The following is a 19222-nucleotide window of genomic DNA, read 5'->3' on the forward strand; positions in this document are numbered from 1 at the left end:
ACAAGTTGGTAATATTAATAACTGTCGTCGGGCAAGAGAGCGAAAGGCTTGAGAGCAAGGCGGCGAAATAAAAACTAAGCAAGAGGGCTTGACAAGAGCTCAAAGGTTTAGTAAGATAATAAACGCTGCTGAGGGAGTTGAAAACTTCTTCAACAGGGGGCAGAAAAAACTTCTTGACAAAAGAAAATACTTCTGTTAAAATAAAGAAGCACTGATGTAAGTTATTTACGTCAGTGGGTAGTACCTTGAAAACTGAACAATGTTTTCGCAAAGTGTGCGGGTGTAAGAACCCAAAACAAAAAAGCGAAGTCAATTTCGCAAGCAAATAAATCCGAGATGCAAATCTTGGAACGAATGAGCAAACATTCAAACAAACATTAAAAATGAGAGTTTGATCCTGGCTCAGGACGAACGCTGGCGGCGTGCCTAATACATGCAAGTCGAGCGAGCAATTTTAACAGAATACCTTCGGGTAGGAAGCTAAAAGCGCGAGCGGCGGATGGGTGAGTAACACGTGGGTAACCTGCCCTCTAGATTGGGATACCATTTGGAAACAGATGCTAATACCGAATAAGAAGTAAGATCACATGATCTAGCTATGAAAGGCGGCTTTCGAGCTGTCACTAGAGGATGGACCCGCGGTGCATTAGCTAGTTGGTAAGGTAACGGCTTACCAAGGCAATGATGCATAGCCGAGTTGAGAGACTGAACGGCCACATTGGGACTGAGACACGGCCCAAACTCCTACGGGAGGCAGCAGTAGGGAATCTTCCACAATGGACGAAAGTCTGATGGAGCAACGCCGCGTGAGTGAAGAAGGTTTTCGGATCGTAAAGCTCTGTTGTTGGTGAAGAAGGATAGATAGAGTAACTGCTATTTATTTGACGGTAATCAACCAGAAAGTCACGGCTAACTACGTGCCAGCAGCCGCGGTAATACGTAGGTGGCAAGCGTTGTCCGGATTTATTGGGCGTAAAGCGAACGCAGGCGGGAAGACAAGTCAGATGTGAAAGCCCTCGGCTCAACCGGGGAATTGCATCTGAAACTGCCTTTCTTGAGTGCAGAAGAGGAGAGTGGAACTCCATGTGTAGCGGTGGAATGCGTAGATATATGGAAGAACACCAGTGGCGAAGGCGGCTCTCTGGTCTGTAACTGACGCTGAGGTTCGAAAGCATGGGTAGCGAACAGGATTAGATACCCTGGTAGTCCATGCCGTAAACGATGAGTGCTAAGTGTTGGGAGGTTTCCGCCTCTCAGTGCTGCAGCTAACGCATTAAGCACTCCGCCTGGGAGTACGACCGCAAGGTTAAAACTCAAAGGAATTGACGGGGGCCCGCACAAGCGGTGGAGCATGTGGTTTAATTCGAAGCAACGCGAAGAACCTTACCAGGTCTTGACATCTAGTGCAATTCATAGAGATATGAAGTTCTCTTCGGAGACACTAAGACAGGTGGTGCATGGCTGTCGTCAGCTCGTGTCGTGAGATGTTGGGTTAAGTCCCGCAACGAGCGCAACCCTTATTATTAGTTGCCAGCATTAAGTTGGGCACTCTAATGAGACTGCCGGTGACAAACCGGAGGAAGGTGGGGACGACGTCAAGTCATCATGCCCCTTATGACCTGGGCTACACACGTGCTACAATGGTTAGTACAACGAGGAGCGAACCTGTGAAGGCAAGCGAATCTCTTAAAGCTAATCTCAGTTCGGATTGCACTCTGCAACTCGAGTGCATGAAGCTGGAATCGCTAGTAATCGCGGATCAGAACGCCGCGGTGAATACGTTCCCGGGCCTTGTACACACCGCCCGTCACACCATGAGAGTCTGTAATACCCAAAGCCGGTAGGATAACCCTTCGGGGAGTCAGCCGTCTAAGGTAGGACAGATGATTAGGGTGAAGTCGTAACAAGGTAGCCGTAGGAGAACCTGCGGCTGGATCACCTCCTTTCTAAGGAAGAGCGAATAGGTGGAGAGTAGAAATACTAGAGGAAGCCTAGGAGCAACGGAAGCACACGGAGCGAGAACATTGTTTAGTTTTGAGGGTAGTACCTCAAAAGAGTTAGTACATTGAAAACTGAATATAATCCAAGAAAAAACCGAGACACAATCAAAGAGATAATAAACAGATTGCAAGAGCGACCGAGAGAGTATCTTGAGTAAGGTCAAGTAAATAAGGGCGCACGGTGAATGCCTAGGCACAAGAAGGCGAAGAAGGACGCGACTAACAGCGAAATGCTTCGGGGAGTGGTAAGTACACAATGATCCGGAGGTATCCGAATGGGGGAACCCAGTATGAGCAATCATACTACTAGCTGATGAATACATAGTCAGTTAGGGCAAGACGCAGTGAACTGAAACATCTAAGTAGCTGCAGGAAGAGAAAGAAAAATCGATTTCCCAAGTAGCGGCGAGCGAAACGGAAAGAGCCCAAACCAAGTGATTTATCATTTGGGGTTGTAGGACTGTAATAAGGTAGTGCAAGAGATAGCAGAATTATCTGGGAAGGTAAGCCAGAGAGGGTGAGAGCCCCGTAAGCGAAATCGAATGCACACTGAGCAGGATCCTGAGTAGGCCGGAACACGAGGAATTCCGGTTGAAGCAGCGAGGACCATCTCGCAAGGCTAAATACTAATTTGTGACCGATAGTGAACCAGTACCGTGAGGGAAAGGTGAAAAGAACCCCGGAAGGGGAGTGAAATAGAACCTGAAACCGTGTGCCTACAAGTAGTCAGAGCCCATTAAAGGGTGATGGCGTGCCTTTTGTAGAATGAACCGGCGAGTTACGTTAACTAGCGAGGTTAAGTCAGAAAAGACGGAGCCGCAGCGAAAGCGAGTCTGAATAGGGCGAGAGAGTTAGTTGATGTAGACCCGAAACCAAGTGACCTACCCATGGCCAGGTTGAAGGTGCGGTAAAACGCACTGGAGGACCGAACCCACGTAAGTTAAAAATTGCGGGGATGAGCTGTGGGTAGCGGTGAAATTCCAAACGAACTTGGAGATAGCTGGTTCTCTCCGAAATAGCTTTAGGGCTAGCCTGGTGCGAGGATGATAATGGAGGTAGAGCTCTGTTTGGACGAAGGGCCCGTCAGGGGTTACTGAATTCAGATAAACTGCGAATTCCAGATATCAAAGCACTGGAGTCAGACTGCGAGTGATAAGATCCGTAGTCGAAAGGGAAACAGCCCAGATCACCAGTTAAGGTCCCAAAATCTATGCTAAGTGGAAAAGGATGTGGAGTTGCGTAGACAACTAGGATGTTGGCTCAGAAGCAGCCATCATTAAAAGAGTGCGTAATAGCTCACTAGTCGAGTGACGCTGCGCCGAAAATTTACCGGGGCTAAGCATAGTACCGAAACTGTGGATGTGTAGTAATACACGTGGTAGGAGAGCGTTCTAAATGCGGTGAAGGCTAATCGAGAGGATAGTTGGAGCGTTTAGAAGTGAGAATGCCGGTATGAGTAGCGAAAGACAGGTGAGAATCCTGTCCGCCGAAAGACTAAGGTTTCCTGGGGCAGGCTCGTCCGCCCAGGGTAAGTCGGGACCTAAGGTAAGGCCGAGAGGCGTAGCCGATGGACAACAGGTAGAGATTCCTGTACTGCGTTAAATCGTTAATAGCGAAGGAGGGACGCAGGAGGCAAGGAACGCATGGCGCTGGAAGCCCATGTTCAAGCAACAAGTGTGAGAGTGAGTCAAATGCTTGCTTTCAATAAGCACAAGTTGTGATGAGGAGCGAAATAAAGTAGCGAAGGTTCTGTAGTCACACTGCCAAGAAAAGCTTCTAGTGAGAGATACGTACCCGTACCGCAAACCGACACAGGTAGTCGAGTGGAGAACACTAAGGTGAGCGAGAGAACTCTCGTTAAGGAACTCGGCAAAATCGCCCCGTAACTTCGGAAGAAGGGGTGCTGGTGTAACAGCCAGCCGCAGTGAATAGGCCCAAACAACTGTTTATCAAAAACACAGGTATCTGCAAAGTCGTAAGACGACGTATAGGTGCTGACACCTGCCCGGTGCTGGAAGGTTAAGGAGAGAGCTTAGTCATTAAGACGAAGGTTCGAACTGAAGCCCCAGTAAACGGCGGCCGTAACTATAACGGTCCTAAGGTAGCGAAATTCCTTGTCGGGTAAGTTCCGACCTGCACGAAAGGTGTAATGATTTGGGCACTGTCTCAACGAGAGACTCGGTGAAATTATAATACCCGTGAAGATGCGGGTTACCCGCGACAGGACGGAAAGACCCCATGGAGCTTTACTGCAATTTGATATTGGGTAGCTGTTAAACATGTACAGGATAGGTAGGAGCCAGAGAAGATAGGACGCTAGTCTTATTGGAGGCAATGTTGGGATACTACCCTTGTTTGATGGCTACTCTAACTAGTATCTCTAAGCGAGATATAGGACAGTGTCAGATGGGCAGTTTGACTGGGGCGGTCGCCTCCTAAAGAGTAACGGAGGCGCCCAAAGGTTCCCTCAGAATGGTTGGAAATCATTCACAGAGTGTAAAGGTATAAGGGAGCTTGACTGCGAGAGAGACAACTCGAGCAGGGACGAAAGTCGGGCTTAGTGATCTGGTGGTACCGCATGGAAGGGCCATCACTCAACGGATAAAAGCTACCCTGGGGATAACAGGCTTATCTCCCCAAGAGTTCACATCGACGGGGAGGTTTGGCACCTCGATGTCGGCTCGTCGCATCCTGGGGCTGAAGTTGGTCCCAAGGGTTGGGCTGTTCGCCCATTAAAGCGGCACGCGAGCTGGGTTCAGAACGTCGTGAGACAGTTCGGTCCCTATCCGTCGTGGGCGTTGGAAATTTGAGAGGAGCTGTCCTTAGTACGAGAGGACCGGGATGGACATACCGCTGGTGTACCAGTTGTCTTGCCAAAGGCATCGCTGGGTAGCTAAGTATGGCAGGGATAAGCGCTGAAAGCATCTAAGTGCGAAGCCCCCCTCAAGATGAGATTTCCCATACGTAAGTAGTAAGACACCTCTAAGACTAAGAGGTAGATAGGCTAGGAGTGGAAGAGTCGTGAGACTTGGAGCGGACTAGTACTAATCAGTCGAGGACTTGACCAGAGCTTGAGCAATCTGGAGAGTGTAAGAAAGTTTTTTCAAGAGATTATATTTAGTTTTGAGTGTAAGAACTCAAACAAAAAAGTACGGTGGCAATAGCAAGAAGGAAACACCTGTAACCATGTCGAACACAGTAGTTAAGCTTCTTCACGCCGAGAGTAGTTGGTGGGAGACTGCCTGCGAGGGTAGGACGCTGCCGTGCTTTTTTAATATTCCGGCTTAGCTCAGTTGGTAGAGCGCTTGACTGTTAATCAAGATGTCGTCAGTTCGAGTCTGACAGCCGGAGCAAGGTAAAAGAAAGAGGACCTCGGGTCCTCTTTTTTATGTATTCTGTTTTATCTAATAATTGGTTGAATTTGTAATTCCTGAAACTTAGTAATTAAGTTACTTAAGCTGGGACTTAGTTTTTTTCCATGTTTGACTGCGATGAAATATTTTATTTCAATCAATTGTGGATCTAACGGTAAAAGGTTGATAGGTGTCTGTGCCATTCTTTTAATGATGCTGGCAGCAGAAATTGTTAGACCTAGTCCTTTGATAGCTAAATTAGTAGCCGTAATGATACTGTTACTCTCTAAAATAATGTTGGGCTTAATATGGAACTTTTGGAAAGCACCGTCTACTTGGTGTCTGATTGCTGAATTAGCAGAGCTGACGACAAAGGGTTCTTTCAATAGCTCTTTAATGTCATATTCTTCTGGGTCCAAAATGAATTTGCCCTTTTTAAAGTAAGGTGAAGCAGGGGGAATAATCACAAAGTATTTTTCACTGCCGTTAACATAGAAATCTAGCCCATGATTAAGTGATTCAGGTGTTTGACCGATGTAGCAGTCAATCTGTTCGTGTAATAATTGAGCCTCATTTTTTCGCGGAAATGATTCAAACAATTGAACCTTAATATTAGTATTATCGGTTAAAAAATTGGGCAACAACTCTGGCAGTAAAAAGGTTCCGAGACTTTCTAAGATACCAATTCGAATAATTTCTTTATCTGGGTGGACATAGGGCGTTAACTTTTGAGTTAAGTTTTGCTTGTTACTGATGGCTGTTTCTAAGTATTTGTAATAAATTAGGCCAGCTTCAGTTAAGGTAAAGGGAAGATTATTGCGATTGATGATTGTGGCTCCCAGTTGTTTCTCTATTCGCTTAATTAGTTGGGTTAAATAGGGCTGGGAAATATACAGTTCATGTGCAGCCCGGGTAAAATTACTTTCCTTGAGCAAAGCATCAAGATAGTGTAATAAAATTTCTGGATTCTTCATTAACTTTCTCCAATAACAAAATTGTTATGACTTACTTGTCATAAAAGTATTTTACGATTTAACTGAAGATTAGTAAACTTTAGTTATTGAATGTTGCAGAAAGGAAGCACAAATAATGAAACCAGGTACATATAATGTAAAAGCAAAGGGTCATGGCGCTAGCTTTATGCCAATGAAGGTGACACTTTCTGAAGATAAAATAACTGATATTACAATTGATTCCAGTGGTGAAACTAAGGGAGTTGCCGACAAAGTTTTTGAGCGGCTACCAAAGCAAATCATTGCCAACCAAACTTTAAATGTTGATGCTGTGAGTGGTGCAACGATCTCAAGTAATGGTGTGGTTACGGGAGTTGCTGAAGCGATAACTCAAGCCGGCGGCGATGCTCAAGAATGGGAGAACCGTGCTAAACCAAGCGTTAATGATGGTGAAGACAAAGAATTCACAACTGATGTTGTCGTAATTGGTGCTGGTGGTGCCGGCCTTGCTGCAGCTGCAAGAACAATTCAAAATGGCAAAAAAGTTATCGTTTTGGAAAAATATCCGCAAATCGGCGGTAACACAACTCGTGCTGGTGGTCCATTAAACGCGGCAGAACCTGACTGGCAAAAGCAATTTAAGGCACTTCCAGGTGAAAAAGAAAGCTTGATTAAGCTAGCAGAAATGCCAATTGATGAGATTGATCCCGAATATCAAGAAGACTTTAAGAAATTACAAAAGCAGATTAATGCTTATGTTGAATCTGATGGCGATTACTTGTTTGATTCAGTGTTATTACACGAAATTCAAACTTACTTAGGTGGTAAGCGGAAAGATTTAAATGGTAATGAAATCCACGGTAACTATGCCTTAGTAACTGAATTAGTTAACAATGTTTTGGATTCCGTTAAGTGGCTGACAGATTTAGGGGTTAAATTTGATCGCAGCGACGTTACTATGCCAGTTGGTGCTTTATGGCGCAGAGGTCATAAGCCAGTTGAGCCAATGGGCTATGCCTTTATCCACGTTTTAGGTGATTGGGCTAAAGAACACGGAGCAACGATTTTAACTGAGACTAGAGCCAAGCATTTAATTATTAATGATGGTCAAATTACGGGTGTAGTTGCGGAAGCTGGCAATGGCAGTAAAGTAACCATTCACGCGCAAAAAGTAATTTTAACTTCCGGTGGTTTTGGTGCGAATACGCCAATGGTTCAAAAGTACAACACTTATTGGAAGCATATTGATGACGATATTGCCACAACTAATTCACCAGCAATTACTGGTGACGGGATTGCACTTGGTCAAGAAGCCGGTGCCAAGTTGGTCGGCATGGGCTTTATCCAATTAATGCCTGTTTCTGATCCAAAAACTGGTGAATTGTTTACTGGTTTGCAGACACCGCCAGAGAACTTTATTATGGTTAATCAAAAGGGTGAACGTTTTGTTAACGAATTCGCTGAACGTGACACCTTGGCTCAAGCAGCCATTGCCAATGGCGGTCTGTTCTACCTGATTGCTGATGACAAGATTAAGTCTACAGCCTATAACACAACGCAAGAATCAATTGATGCACAGGTTGAAGCTGGCACTTTGCTCAAGGCCGATACACTTGAAGAATTAGCCGAAAAGGCCGGAATGGATCCAGATGTTTTAGTTGCAACAATTAAGAAATACAATTCTTACGTTGATGCAGGTAAAGATCCTGAATTTGGCAAGAGTGCATTCCACTTGAAATGTGAAGTTGCACCATTTTATGCAACACCACGTAAACCAGCCATTCACCATACAATGGGTGGCGTTAAGATTAATCCTAAGGCTCAAGTGCTTAATGAACAAGATCAAGTAATTGATGGCTTGTACGCTGCTGGTGAAGTAGCTGGCGGCTTGCATGCTGGTAACCGTTTAGGTGGTAACTCTTTGGCTGATATCTTTACATTCGGTCGAATTGCTGCCGATACTGCTTGCAGTGAATTAAAAGACACTGATACTGCAACTGGTGCATCTGCACATTAATTAATAAATAAAAAATAATAGCTAACCTTGATGGTTGGCTATTATTTTTTTGCTTATAAATAGTTGCGTTCTAACCCAACAAAAATAGTAACAATTAGTAAATCCGCACAACCGCCTAAGCTGTAGTTATGTTCTAGACAGTCTTGTGCTAGCTCAGTTAACTTTTGCTGGCCAGCTGGTGTAGCGTAGCCGCCCAAGTTTAAATACTCAGCAGCTTCTTGGTGCAGCCAATCAATTACCTGGGCATTGCCAGCGCGTTTAATTAGGTTGCTGTCGACAGTGACAGTTGCAATTTTCATTAACGTATCTAATAAGCGAGTTTGGACGGTTCCTGTACTATTTTTTAGAAAAGGAAGTGCAATCTTTTCGACAATTGGATAACCCTGTTCGGCTTCGGCGCGAGCGCCGCCGTAGCCGTATTTGGCGTACTCTTTTTCGCCGGCAGTTTGCGGCAGAGAATTACGTCCTAAATCATGTTTGACTAAGCCGCGACACATTTTTTGAATAGTTAAAAACAGTTCTGTCTGTCTAGTTTGGCAGTAACTTTCGGCACAAGTAAAAATACCTAAGGCAAAGATTGCCCCCTTATGAGTGTTAACACTTTGAGTTGCCGTAAACATTACTTTCTCAGCGGCCAGTCCCTTTTGCCGAAGCGTGTAAAACATTTGTCTTAAGTCTGTTTCCTTAAAATTTTGACCAAGTTCGACCGCGTCAGTTAAGTATTGTGTCAGGCTGAGACTGCTGTCAATGAAAGTATAGATGTTCATATCAGGGTGGGGGCCGGAACTAGCGGGATCAACTAATCCGGGTTTAGGTTCTGTAGTAACTTCATATAAAAGCGCGCGCAGTGCGTTTTGCGTAATTGAATTTATCATAGATTAATATCTTGCTTATTAAATTGTGTTCTAAAATTCGTACATCTGTAGTAACATAGGCTGTTACGGTAATTATAATTTTTTATCAATTATCAGGTAATTTGAGAATAACATAATTTAAAAGGTGGCTCAAGTTGCCAAAAATTATTAAAAACATCAAAAACTTAGCAAAATAAAGTTATTTGTTAAGAAATATTCGTGTCGTTTTAAAGGAGAAAGAAATGGTTTTAACATGGTGGTCGGCGCTGCTGGGATTGATCTTAGCAATTATTTTAATACTAAAAAAATTAAATCCCGTTTATTCGCTGATTTTGGGAGCAATCTTTGCTTGTCTGATAGGCGGGGCTAATTTAACACAAACGATTAATATTCTAGTTGCCGGCGGTCAAAGTGTGATCGGAACAATTCTGCGGGTTTTGGCTGCAGGGATGTTAGCTGGTGTAATGATGGAATCTGGTGCAGCCAATATAATTGCTAAGACAATTGTGAATAAGCTTGGCGATAAGTTGGCGATTTTTGCGCTAGCACTTGCAACAATGGTTATTACGGCTGTCGGGGTTTTTATTCCGGTGGCTGTTTTAATAGTTGCGCCAATTGCTTTGGAAGTAGGCAAGAGGATGCATATCTCTAAATTGGCGCTGTTAGTTGCATTATCTGGCGGTGGTAAGGCCGGAAACATTATTTCGCCCAATCCTAATACGATTGCGGCCGCAAAGGGCTTTAAAGTTGAATTAAGTCAATTAATGATTGCTGACTTTATTCCGGCAGTTGTTGCCCTCTTAGTTACGGTAATTGTTGCTAGTTTAATTAAAGGCAAGGGTGAATCCGTTAGTGATAAAGATTTAGAAGGTTTGGCTGCTGATAGTAATGATACAGCGTTGCCTTCTTTAGCTTCAGCGTTAGTCACCCCAATCTTGGCTATTTTGTTATTATTAATTAACCCAATAGGTTCAATCTGTAAGTTAACCTTTTTGACTAAAATAAACTTGGATGCAATGTATGTGCTGCCAATAGCCAGTATTATCGGTGCGCTTGCCATGAAGAAGGGCAAGAAGTTACGTGCCTATGCCCAAGCCGGAATTGGCCGAATGACCGATGTTGTGTTAATTTTAATTGGCGCAGGGGCAATTGGGGCTACGATAACTAATTCAACCTTACCGCAATTAATTATTACGTTAATTAAGTCTTCAGGTATTTCAGGCGTCTTTTTGGCACCAATTTCGGGTATCTTAATGGCAGCTGCGTCTGCATCGACGTCTACTGGAGTTATTTTGGCAACCGGATCATTTACGAAGGCGATTTTGGGCTTTGGGATTTCACCATTAGCTGGTGCCGCAATGGTTCATACAGGTGCAATTGTGATCGATCACTTGCCACAGGGTAATTATTTCCACGTCACTGCTAATGCAATGAACATGAATATTAAGGAACGTTCTAAGGCAATTGGTTATGAAACAATTGTTGGATTAAGTGCGACAATTGTTGCGACGATGATGTATGGTTTTATGCATTTAATGTAGTATTCAGAAAGGAATCTGATTGTGAAAATTGTAATTGCACCAGACTCATTTAAAGGGAGCTTAACGGCTAAGGAAGCTGCTCATGCAATTAAGCAGGGGATGCAGCCGATCTTGCCGGAAGCTGAATATACACTAGTACCGATGGCTGACGGCGGCGAGGGGACAGTAAGTGCCCTGACAGCGGCAACTGACGGCAAATTCATTCAAGAGCAAGTAACGGGGCCACTAGGACAAGAAGTCACGGCGACTTACGGCATTTTAGGAACTTCCAATACTGCTGTAATTGAAATGGCAGCTGCCAGTGGACTGCAATATGTGACAGAAGAGACGCATAATCCTCTGATTGCCACGACTTTTGGTACGGGACAGTTGATTATTAGTGCTCTTAATCAAGGCGCCAACCAAATTATTTTAGGCATTGGCGGTTCGGCAACTAATGATGGCGGTGCCGGAATGGCTCAAGCCCTCGGTTACCAACTGCTTGATAGTCAAGATTGTGAGCTTAGTTTTGGCGGCGGTCAGCTTGATAAGCTGGTTAAAATTGATACCAGTAAGGTTGATCCCAGACTCAAACAGGTAAAAATTCTAATTGCTTCAGATGTGACTAACCCGTTGGTGGGTCCAGATGGTGCCAGCCATATTTTTGGCCCGCAAAAAGGAGCGACTCCAGAGATGGTAGCTCAGTTGGACCGTAACCTTGACCACTATGCAGACGTAATTCAGCAAGACCTAGGCGTAGCAGTTAAGGATCTAGCCGGTGCTGGTGCTGCGGGCGGCTTAGGTGCCGGGCTAATTGCCTTTACCAATTCGACAATGGCTAAGGGGAGTGACATTGTCATTCAGTTTAGTGGCTTGAAAGAAAAGCTCCAGCAAGCCGATATCGTAATTACCGGTGAAGGTGGGATTGACTATCAGACACAGTTTGGTAAAACACCTTATGGTGTTGCCCTTGCTGCTAAAGAAGTTGCACCTACTGCCTTGGTCTTGGCACTTGCCGGTAATATTGGTGAGGATGTGAGTGCCTTGTACAAAAATGGCATAATTGACGCGATTTTCGCAACACCGATTGGGGCTGAGGCACTGCCAGAGGCAATTGCCAATGCCGAGCATGATGTGGCGATTACCGCTGAAAACGTTGCACGTTTAATTAAGGTCTTGCGTAAATAAAAGAATAAACAAAAAAAGCAGGTGTCTTTTAAGGACATCTGCTTTTTTATTGGGGTGGTAATTGATTAGTCTTCGTATGTACCAACTTGGTTCAACTTAGCCAAAACGCTCTTACCGTGAGGTGATTGTGCAATCCCTTCGTCTAAAGCTTGACCAGCTGAAAAGCCGTGGTGTTCGCCGTTAGTCCAGTGTGAATTACCGGTTACATCGTAAACCTTACCGTCAATAGCAACGTAAGCTGGGTTGCCGTTTTTACCATCGTATTTTGCTAAAGTATCTTTTGTGAACTTCTCCATTGAAGAACACTCCTTCCATATCAATAATTATACCTTACTTTTAGTAACTACTATTATAATAATCCACCAAAATAAATAAGTCTATTTATATGCTTGCATATTCTTTTACTTGTTGCGCCAGCCGGCAATATCCCATGGGGTAAAAGTGTAATCCAACTTACGCTGATAAGCGTTTTCGTAGGCGGCAATTTTTTGTTGATAATCCTGTTTTAGCATGCGTTTGGAGTCAATGTTGGCACTAACGCTGGTATCAGGATAAATTGGGGGCAGCACGTGGACAATGTACTTAGTTTGCTCAAAATGAGGGTGGTCTTTTTCCAACTTTGGGAGAGTTTGAATCTCAATAAAGGTTGAAATAATCGGCACATTTTGCTTGGCAGCGAAGTAGTAGGCACCACGCTGCAAAGTCCGCGGTTTGCGGTAATTCCACCACATTTCCTGTTCAGGATAAATTAACACCCAATCATCTTGTGCTAGTGCATGATGTAAATGCTTGGGGAAGTCATCGCTGATGTAGCTGGTACTTTGAACCAGCGGAATAGTCCCGACGTAGTTCATCAAGTAGCTTAGAATGCCGGGTAACTTTAAGTTGGTATCCTCAATTGCAATCGTTAAGTGGTGGTGGGTTTTATTCGCCAGGCGCTTAATTGGCAGTGAGTCAATTTGGTTGAAGTGGTTGGTTGTAATAATCGCTCCGCCGCGTGGCAAGTCACTTAAGTTATCAAGCCCCGTAAATGTGGTCGAAGCTGTTAAAACGCGTGCCAAGGTATTGAAAAAGGTGTGACCAACCTTATTATTCAGTTTGCCCTTTAAACTTTGTTGTTCCTGCCAAAATGCATTAACCAAATCTTTTCGTTCTTGCAATGACAGAACGGGGTCGCCAACCTCAACTTTAGCGTTCAAATCACCAGTTTCAGTTGCCCGCTTGATATTTGCAATTACACGTTCGCGATCGTCTCCGATAATCATAAAGTAACCGGTCCTTGTTTCTTAATTTGGGCCCAGTTTTGTGGGTCCTTAATGGTTTTATCTTCCTTAGAGAGCATAAAGTTCAGTTTATTGCGGTCTTGTTCACGCTCTTGATCGGTGTAATTATCAAGGCCCGCTTTAAGTTCATCATAAAACTTAGTCTCTTTGGCATTATCCCAGAAATATTGCGCATATTGAACATCAGCGAAATGCCACGGCTTAAAGAATAAGTTATAGTGAATGATCCCTGGTTGCGCGATTGCTTCTGTGTTCTCATTAGGCATTGCGTCCCATTTAGGATCAAGGTAAAATATCCGGCCGTCGCAAATTTCATTAAGATAATCCTGATCGGTAGCAATACAGTCAAAATGATATTTGGTTAACAGGTCAGTAAAGTGCGCCACAAAGTGTTCGTCGCGAAATGCTTGGCAGTTAAGAACCAAGACGCCCGAATTGATGTACTTCTTCGGGTCAAGTGCCAAGACTTCCTTAATGTAGGTAATCATCTTAGGAACATATTGGATTGATGAATCCATGCAGGCGCCGAATAAGTTATTACCCAGCTCAGTTGCGTATAAGTTGGCAATATCTTCGTTGATGATGGTATCTGCATCAATATAGATTGCTTTGTCATATTGCGGGAAGAGGTCCGGGATGTACAAGCGATAAAAGATTGACATGGTGAAGAAGTCGGCCTTGAGGTAATTTTCAGGGCGATTTTCAATTGCTTCAACAACTTGTTCATCAATTGTATAAAACTTGATGTGAACGTTGTCGCTGCCAAAGGCTGCTAGGTTCTTTTTGTGTTCCTCAGTTAAATCTTGATTTAAAAAATAAACGGTGTAATCATTAGCTGGATTAGCATGTTTAACTAAAGAGTTAAGCGACACCGCCACGTATTTTGTATAGTCATCGCTGATTGAATAAAAAACTGGAATTGTCATAAATTTCTCTCCAATAAAAATTAATTTTGATCTAGATTACCCTTTAATTCTAGGTAACGGTTCAAAATGTCATCGTATTCATGCAGTTTCAGGACCTGATGGACCCGCTCAACTTCCCAAGGCTTAACTGTTTGCGTATGAAACAGTGGGAAAAAGCGGAAACTGGTAGTGAAATGCTGGATGACTGTGTCAGATTTTAATTTGTACTGCTCATTATAACGCCGCGGCGCAATTTTTTTGTGTTGGGCGAAATGATTAAGGGCAGATTGGTCAGGCATAAAAACATTTTTCGTTTGTAATAAGTGACGTACACGGGCAAAGAGCCGGGTTTGCTTAATTTTGGTCATATTTAGCAGTAAGACACCGGAATTAACATAGTCAAACACGGTATGTTCGTGCAGATTATGGAAGAAAAACCGCCCCCAATAATCTAACACCCCAATAAATTCAGTATCGGTCAGGTCTTGGTCATAAAAGTGCTCTAAACTGCGTCGCACAATGACGTCAGCGTCGAGGTATAAAATCTTATCCGGCAATTGCGGAATTTCATCGGCAAATAGCCGCAGCATTGCGTAGGGCGTAAAGTGCGTCCCCATATTAGCCAGCGGCGGTTCTTTAGCGAATAATCCCGTACAGTCAATTAATTTTAGGGTGTTCTGGGGATTTTGCTGAAGCAAGAGCGAGCTGAGATAATCTGCGGCATGCTTGGAAAAGGGCTGAAACTTCTTTTTATAATTTTGCGTGTACATAGTTAAAATATAAATATGTAACTCTTTAGCGCCAGCATTTTTTAATAATGATAATGTGGCAATTAAAATTCCATCTTCGGCATGATGGTCACCGCAAAAAAGTATATTCATTGAGGCAACTCCTTAATTTGTTTTTTGATAGGTACAATAGTCATAATTACTCAATTTTGCCCGCTCTTGCATTGCCGCCACAATTTGGTCGTGCAATTTTTGCTGGGCGTGCTTGTTATCTAGATTGGGGTCTGGATAAAAGGGTCCGTCAAGATAAACGATAATTTGCGGGTGCTTGCCTTGTTTGCCTGATTTTGGCTGCTGGTAAGTCGTCGTCATCGCGTAGCTGGGCGTATTGAGCTTGATAGGAAAATGCATGCTGGTCGCTGAAAAGGGCCGAATTTGTGTGTAGTAGGGCCAAACATGCGCTTCCGGATAAATAACGATTGTTTTTTGTTTAGCAATTAGTGTAGTAATTGCACTAATTAATTTACTTGCCTCTTTGAGGTTATGCCCAACAGGCAAGCCGAAATAGGGCAAGACAAGTTTACCCAAGATGGGGATGCCCCAGTTGGCTTGAGAAGCAATTGCATAGTAGTCACTTGCTGGGATAACTGCTAACGGCATAACGACATCGCCGAAAGCTTGGGTATGATTAGCGTAAATAAATTGTCCCTGATTTTGGCTGGCAGTCAGTTTTTCTTTGCCAACTAGCTGAACCTTAAGTATTAATTTTAAATAAATAAAACTAACAAGATTTGCCAAGGGGCGGATGGCTCGTGACCATAATTTGTCGCTGGTTGTTGTTGGTAAGATGTCATAGTCATCAGGCAGCTGATAATCTTGCTCGCTGCTAGCAACAACGTCATCGGTTAAATTATGATAATAATATTTGCGTTTAACAGTAAAACCCTTCTTTCAAGAATGTTATTATGTAATTTTATCATGAATTTTATAATATGAAAAAGATTGTAAGGAAGTTTGCATCGGGTTATTAATTATTTTAAGCAAACAAAAGACAGTATCTGCACTAGGTACTGTCTTTTGTTTTTAGTAAATAATAATATCTCCGTCGGTTGATGCCATTCGTAAAGTATCATTTGAGCCAATCGTATTTGACAGCTTGTTGCCGACGCTGGATTTATGGTACATAATCGTGCCATGTTTTGACGATAGATGATAATTCATGTCGTGTGCCAATTGCTTTAAGAACAGGTCGCCAGCAGTTGAACTAACGATATTGTTGTTCGTTAATTGACTGCGTTCAATTTTAACGTCGCCATTTTTGGAATTAAGCTTTAACGTTAAGTTGCACTGGGTAAAATTGGCATTGCCGTTTAAGGTTTGCATGATAAATTGCTTGCAGGCACTACGCTTGCAGGTAATATCGCCGTTACATGATCGCAATGATGTGGCCGCGATGTTAACCTGGATCATTTGGACGTTACCGTTTTGGGAATTGAGGGTTAAATCCTGAGTAAGGATGACATCATTGAATAAAGTATTGCCGTTGTCCTGCTGCAGGGTGATTGACTGCAGCTTGATATTTTGCAAGATAATGTTGCCGTTGGTGCTATGACCGCTAATTGTCGTAAGCGGGCAGTTACTTGGGACAATAATTTCAATGTGACTAGTTGCTGTTCGCCAATTAATCACAATTAAGCTTTTGCCTTTTTGCGGAGGCTGCTCACTGATGAGTAGCGTTTGCTCGTCATTTTTAACTTTAATCGGTCTGCTGGTATAATCTGTGATTAAAACTTTAAATTCCTTACCGGAATGAATATACACATCTGCATTGCGCAAGGTGAGCTTAATCTTGGTGAATTTATCAGGAATAATTGTTCGTTTACGTGAAGGATTTTTTTCCACATGAAATCCGCGCACGTAATTGTCACTAGCAGATTTTGAGATTGTCGAATGAGCAACTGTGATTTTTTGGTAGTCAGTGCAGACGTCGCGGGCTAATTCTGCGGGGGTACCAAGCTCTTTTTCGATTTCTTCTTTTGCTTGAAAATCGCCGCTGATTAAAAAGTCACGGTAAAACGCCAGGGTAGCTTGTTGCTGCTCGGGGGATAAATCTGTTAATTCACGTGTTAAATTTTTAATATAATCATCAATTATTTGCGTCATGACTATTCTTCCACATATCAAATCAATATTAAATTAAAATTATTTCTGCATCTATTATAGCCTTTTAGTTTATTAAATGATGATTTAAACAGCTATAAATTTTATGATATTTTTATTTAAATATTGTGATGTTGGTGCTTTTTAAGCTTATAATTAAATTCATCAGGTTAAATAACATTGAGGTACGAAAAATGAAAGTAACAACTTTTAAGAAAAATAGGTTAATCTTACTAATTACGGCAATAACCTTGTTGGGCTTTGGCAGTATGGCGGTAAATACTACCAGTGTTAATGCTGACAGTGCGAATTCTAATACCACTGACTTTTCTGGCTTGTGGAGCGGACAAGATGGGCAATGTGATTGGTCTTACGATATTGTAACTAGGACTTTAACAATTAGTTCAAGCAGTCGCGGGTCACAGTTAAGTACTAAAGTTTTGAGTGGGCAGATAAGTGGTCTTATTCCTTGGAGTGGTTGGATTGAACACATAAATTTTGCTACACCAGTTAGCTTGGCAATTAATTCTGGGGGTAAATTTAGTTATCTGTATAATTTAAAAACGATTGATAATTTTAACCTTGTTGATACTAGTAGAGTTGTCAATATGGCCGAATTGTTTAGTGATGATGAAAACCTGTATAAGTTGGATTTAAGTAACCTTAATACCAGCAAGGCAGCCAACATGACTAATATGTTTAATAGTGATAAAAAGCTAACGCAAGTTGATCTGAGTAAGCTTGATACTAGTCACGTGCCATCTGCTAAGAAAAAAGGAATGTTTGATAATTCGGGCTTAGTTCCGAATACAGATAGTGTCCAGCACAGTAAAAGTGCTCATGCCGGTAAAAAATAAAAAGGAAAATAATAAGCTGCCCCTCATACTGGGACAGCTTATTAAATTTCAACTTAGGACTAGCTTTTGATATTTTGTCGGGAGACTAGTCTTTTTTATTTTGCTTATTTCGTAATTGTTTTAACTGATACTTTGATATTTATTGCCAACATCTAATTTTGGTAGTTTTATCATTTTACTGGTTTTTTTACCACGTTCGTGTTGAGTTAATCTCAAATCGTCATAATTATTGTTTTCATTAGTATCTAAAGTGATATTGTCTTCAGGAATATCACTTATTGTTGAAAATATGGGTTTATTGTGTTCCCAAATTTTAATGATATTTCCAGGTTTAGTTAGAATATTTAATTCAATAGAATTTTTATTTCTTTTAGCATTAAGTATAGTTGGTTTATCGGTAGCATATTTTGATGCTGAGATTGTTTTAATTAAATGCTTACCACTATAAATTGTAAAGTCTTTATATCCTTTGAATGGTAAAACTATTTTGAATTTAGCGCCGTTTTTCTTCACTTTATAATTTTTAACAGTCTGCTTATTGTATTTGATATTTAAATTAGAAATATCATAAGTATTCCCACTAATAGCTAATTTATGAGTTTTTCCAGAATAATTCATATGAAAATGAGTGATTCTTGGATTTAATTTAATAGGTAAATCAATAGATACAATATTATTATTACTAATTGAATCTCCTAGATTTGCTATAGATTTAGAATATGCTTTTTTCATTCCTCGGATATCAGGCTTTTCAATAGAATAAATCCTATTAGCTGGATTCATTACAGATTTACTATTTTTTAAATTATGTTTTAAACCTAATGCATGACCTAATTCATGTTCGGCCACATTAATTTTTTGTTGAGTTGTGTAGTTATATTTTTTTAGTGAAGTTTTGTTGAGTTCGACTTTGTTGCTGACAATTAAGTGATTACTTGTATTATATTGCATATGGTCTACACCAGCCAGACCTATTAAGGTTTTATCTTGTTTTTGAGTGAGTGCCAATAAGTGTGTTTTTGATGAGCTAGCTTTTGTCCATTTAAAACCAGCTTTTGTCCAAGCGTTTGTTGCTTTTTTCCATATAGACTTGTAGTACTTAGATTGCTTGTTTATTACATAGGTTGAATGTTGTTCGGGAAATCTCCAACCATAAGGTGTTATTGCTTTCGTTTTAGCTGATACATTACTTGGGACAGCGCCTAAAAATACAAGTAAAGTTAATGATAAAATAGTGTAAAATTTCATTCTTTTGTTTTTCATGTTAACCTCCTAATATAAAACAATATATTATTATACGTTTATTTAAATATATTGCAAATTAATTATTTTATTTTTGATAAAAAATATGTATTATGTTAATGACTTAATAAAAGAGTTTAGATTATTCAGTAATAAGAACAA

General features: G+C 41.7%; 13 protein-coding genes, 1 tRNA gene and 3 rRNA genes. 8 read left to right on the forward strand and 9 right to left on the reverse strand.

The features are described 5' to 3' along the window. The first annotated feature begins 379 nt into the window (after positions 1 to 379). From OZX58_RS00205 to OZX58_RS00220, 4 genes are all read left to right on the forward strand, one after another. A 16S ribosomal RNA gene (locus OZX58_RS00205) occupies positions 380 to 1946 on the forward strand. Positions 1947 to 2158: 212 nt separating this feature from the next. Next, positions 2159 to 5068 (forward strand): 23S ribosomal RNA (locus tag OZX58_RS00210). Between the two features lie 82 nt (positions 5069 to 5150). Then, a 5S ribosomal RNA gene (gene rrf / locus OZX58_RS00215) occupies positions 5151 to 5267 on the forward strand. Together the 16S, 23S and 5S rRNA genes with 1 tRNA gene alongside form the textbook arrangement of a ribosomal RNA operon. A gap of 11 nt (positions 5268 to 5278) precedes the next feature. Continuing rightward, positions 5279 to 5351: transfer RNA gene (locus OZX58_RS00220), tRNA-Asn, on the forward strand. A gap of 49 nt (positions 5352 to 5400) precedes the next feature. Here the strand turns inward: OZX58_RS00220 and OZX58_RS00225 are convergent. Further along, positions 5401 to 6327, reverse strand: a complete 927-nt coding sequence (locus tag OZX58_RS00225; protein WP_277140996.1) for a LysR family transcriptional regulator — start codon at positions 6325 to 6327, stop codon at positions 5401 to 5403. A 115-nt stretch (positions 6328 to 6442) separates the two neighbouring features. Between OZX58_RS00225 and OZX58_RS00230 the strand changes: the two genes are divergently transcribed. Beyond that, complete coding sequence (locus OZX58_RS00230; protein WP_277140997.1) at positions 6443 to 8323, forward strand: flavocytochrome c; 1881 nt, start codon at positions 6443 to 6445, stop codon at positions 8321 to 8323. Positions 8324 to 8376: 53 nt separating this feature from the next. Here the strand turns inward: OZX58_RS00230 and citG are convergent, their stop codons facing one another. Beyond that, the gene (citG, locus tag OZX58_RS00235) at positions 8377 to 9198 is read right to left on the reverse strand and encodes a triphosphoribosyl-dephospho-CoA synthase CitG (RefSeq protein ID WP_277140998.1); all 822 of its coding nucleotides are present in this window, start codon (positions 9196 to 9198) and stop codon (positions 8377 to 8379) included. 221 nt (positions 9199 to 9419) lie between these two features. Between citG and OZX58_RS00240 the strand changes: the two genes are divergently transcribed. Both OZX58_RS00240 and OZX58_RS00245 read left to right on the forward strand, forming a co-directional pair. Then, on the forward strand, positions 9420 to 10718 hold the full coding sequence (locus OZX58_RS00240; protein ID WP_277140999.1) for a GntP family permease: 1299 nt from the start codon (positions 9420 to 9422) through the stop codon (positions 10716 to 10718). 21 nt (positions 10719 to 10739) lie between these two features. After that, entirely contained in the window at positions 10740 to 11885 is a 1146-nt protein-coding gene (locus tag OZX58_RS00245; protein ID WP_277141000.1) for a glycerate kinase, read from the forward strand. 65 nt (positions 11886 to 11950) lie between these two features. Here the strand turns inward: OZX58_RS00245 and OZX58_RS00250 are convergent, their stop codons facing one another. The 6 genes from OZX58_RS00250 to OZX58_RS00275 form a co-directional block, all read right to left on the reverse strand. Beyond that, entirely contained in the window at positions 11951 to 12181 is a 231-nt protein-coding gene (locus tag OZX58_RS00250; RefSeq protein ID WP_277131007.1) for a cytochrome b5 domain-containing protein, read from the reverse strand. A gap of 105 nt (positions 12182 to 12286) precedes the next feature. After that, positions 12287 to 13150: a lysophospholipid acyltransferase family protein gene (locus tag OZX58_RS00255; RefSeq protein WP_277141001.1), complete on the reverse strand. Its 864-nt coding sequence runs from the start codon at positions 13148 to 13150 to the stop codon at positions 12287 to 12289. Next, positions 13147 to 14094, reverse strand: coding sequence for a glycosyltransferase family 8 protein (locus OZX58_RS00260; protein WP_277141002.1), 948 nt, complete (start codon positions 14092 to 14094; stop codon positions 13147 to 13149). Before OZX58_RS00260 ends, OZX58_RS00255 begins: the two co-directional genes overlap by 4 nt. A 20-nt stretch (positions 14095 to 14114) precedes the next feature. After that, positions 14115 to 14954, reverse strand: a complete 840-nt coding sequence (locus OZX58_RS00265) for a glycosyltransferase (RefSeq protein ID WP_277141003.1) — start codon at positions 14952 to 14954, stop codon at positions 14115 to 14117. Positions 14955 to 14966: 12 nt separating this feature from the next. Next, a complete protein-coding gene (locus OZX58_RS00270) occupies positions 14967 to 15599 on the reverse strand; it encodes a 1-acyl-sn-glycerol-3-phosphate acyltransferase (protein ID WP_277141004.1) in 633 nt (210 codons plus the stop codon). A 285-nt stretch (positions 15600 to 15884) separates the two neighbouring features. Further along, entirely contained in the window at positions 15885 to 16964 is a 1080-nt protein-coding gene (locus OZX58_RS00275) for a DUF4097 family beta strand repeat-containing protein (protein WP_277141005.1), read from the reverse strand. 191 nt (positions 16965 to 17155) lie between these two features. Here OZX58_RS00275 and OZX58_RS00280 point away from each other — a divergent pair, with 191 nt between their 5' ends. Beyond that, complete coding sequence (locus OZX58_RS00280) at positions 17156 to 17818, forward strand: BspA family leucine-rich repeat surface protein (protein WP_277141006.1); 663 nt, start codon at positions 17156 to 17158, stop codon at positions 17816 to 17818. Positions 17819 to 17938: 120 nt separating this feature from the next. Here the strand turns inward: OZX58_RS00280 and OZX58_RS00285 are convergent, their stop codons facing one another. Further along, positions 17939 to 19081, reverse strand: a complete 1143-nt coding sequence (locus OZX58_RS00285; RefSeq protein WP_277141007.1) for a matrixin family metalloprotease — start codon at positions 19079 to 19081, stop codon at positions 17939 to 17941. Between the last annotated feature and the right edge of the window lie 141 nt (positions 19082 to 19222).

Origin of the sequence: Lactobacillus sp. ESL0680 (assembly GCF_029392855.1) — a bacterium.
In the GTDB taxonomy this organism is placed as follows: Bacteria; Bacillota; Bacilli; order Lactobacillales; family Lactobacillaceae; genus Lactobacillus.